The organism is Micromonospora sp. NPDC003776, from assembly GCF_053605645.1.
In genome coordinates this window covers 1-1,473 of sequence record NZ_JBSGJR010000920.1, presented here as the reverse complement: position 1 = coordinate 1,473, position 1,473 = coordinate 1, and the positions used below count along the sequence as shown (strand labels likewise).

The 1,473-nt window shown below is 77.7% G+C and carries 2 protein-coding genes and 1 pseudogene; all 3 read left to right on the top strand.

The window, feature by feature from the left end; all coding sequences use genetic code 11:
* Positions 1–422, top strand: a pseudogene (locus tag ACWEVO_RS36395) (beta-ketoacyl-[acyl-carrier-protein] synthase family protein); the annotation flags it as partial.
* A 107-nt stretch (positions 423–529) separates the two neighbouring features.
* The gene (locus ACWEVO_RS36390) at positions 530–1,027 is read left to right on the top strand and encodes a beta-ketoacyl synthase chain length factor (protein WP_452311926.1); all 498 of its coding nucleotides are present in this window, start codon (positions 530–532) and stop codon (positions 1,025–1,027) included.
* Positions 1,024–1,473, top strand: a 450-nt coding sequence (locus ACWEVO_RS36385) for an AMP-binding protein (protein WP_452311925.1), incomplete at its 3' end; no start/stop codon positions are given. The genes ACWEVO_RS36390 and ACWEVO_RS36385, both read left to right, overlap by 4 nt.

Sequence of the window (1,473 nt, the reverse complement as noted above, 5' to 3'; positions counted from 1 at the left end):
CCGACCCGCAGGGGCGCGGACTGGCCCGGGCGATCGGGTCGGCGTTGCGCCGCGCCGGGCTGCCCGCCGCGGCGGTCGGCTACGTCAACGCCAACGCCACCGGCACCGGGTACAGCGACGCCTCCGAGGCGGCGGCGCTGCGGCTGGCGCTCGGCGACCGGGCCGGCCGGATCCCGGTCAGCTCCACCAAATCGGTGCACGGGCACGCGCTGGAGGCCTCCGGCCTGCTCGAACTGGTGGTCACCGTGCTCGCCCTGCGACACGGGAAGCTCCCGGTCAACGCCGGCTGGCTCGGCCCCGACGAGTCCTGCCCGCTGGACGTCATCACCGACGCCCCCCGCCCCGCCGCCACCCCCCACGCGCTGACCCTGAACGCCGCCTTCGGCGGCGCCAACACCGCTCTCCTGGTAGGTGCCCCATGACCCGCACCTCGCGATCGTGCACGTCCGGCCCCGGCAAGCCCGGCGAAAGCCGCGCGCCCGGGGCGCCAACCGCAAGATCGGCGGAGCGGGGGGAACGGGCGCGGCGGGTGCGGGGGGTTGCCGAGGGGCGGTGGCCGGAGGCGGGGGACGGGGCGCCGCCCGGGGTGCCGGGGTTCGTGCACTCGGACTTCGCCCCGGTGGTGGTGGCGGCGGCCGACCGGTGCCTCAGCCGGCATTACGGGGAGGGGCCGCTGCCGGCGGGGAACCGGACGGCGGTGGTGCTGGTCAGCGCGAGCGGCGACCGGGCCAGCGCCCGGCACGTCCGGGCCGCGGTCGCGGCCGGCGGCCGGATCGGTCCGCTCTTCTTCTTCCAGTCGGTGCCCAACAGCGTCGCCGGGCACGTCGCGGCGCGCTGGGGGCTGGACGGGCCGGTGGTGTGCCTGAGCCCGACGGGGGAGCCGCGGGCCGAGGGCACCGCCGAGGCGGAGCTGCTGCTGTACGACGGCGACGCCGACCAGGCGTTGCTGGTCCTGATCGAACAGGCATCCGACGGCACGCCGAGTACGGCGGTCGCGGTGCTGCTGGGGGAGGGAACTGGTCAATGAGGACGAAGGGACTACGCGGCGCGCTGGCCGCCGACACCGAGCTCGGTGCGGGCAACGTACTGGCCCGGGTGCTGGCGCACGGGGCCGACCCGGACGGGCCGGGGCTCACCTTCGACACGGCGGTAGACGGCCACCCGGCCGAAGCGCCGCTGACCCTGGGCCAGCTCGACGCGCTGGTCGCCGCCCGGGCCGCCTGGCTGCACCAGCGGGGCGTACGGCGGCGCGACCCGATCGCGGTCTGGGCCGGCACCGCCGCCGACATGGTGCTGTCCTTCCTGGCGCTGGCCCGGCTCGGCGCGATCCCGGCGCTGATGAACGGCAGGCTGCGCCCGGAGATCGCCGCCGAGTACATCCGCCGGCTGCGCGCCGCCGGCGTGCTGGCCGACGCGGCGCACGCCGCCGCCCTCGCCGGGCACGACCTCGGCGCCCCGCTGCTCGGCGAGCCC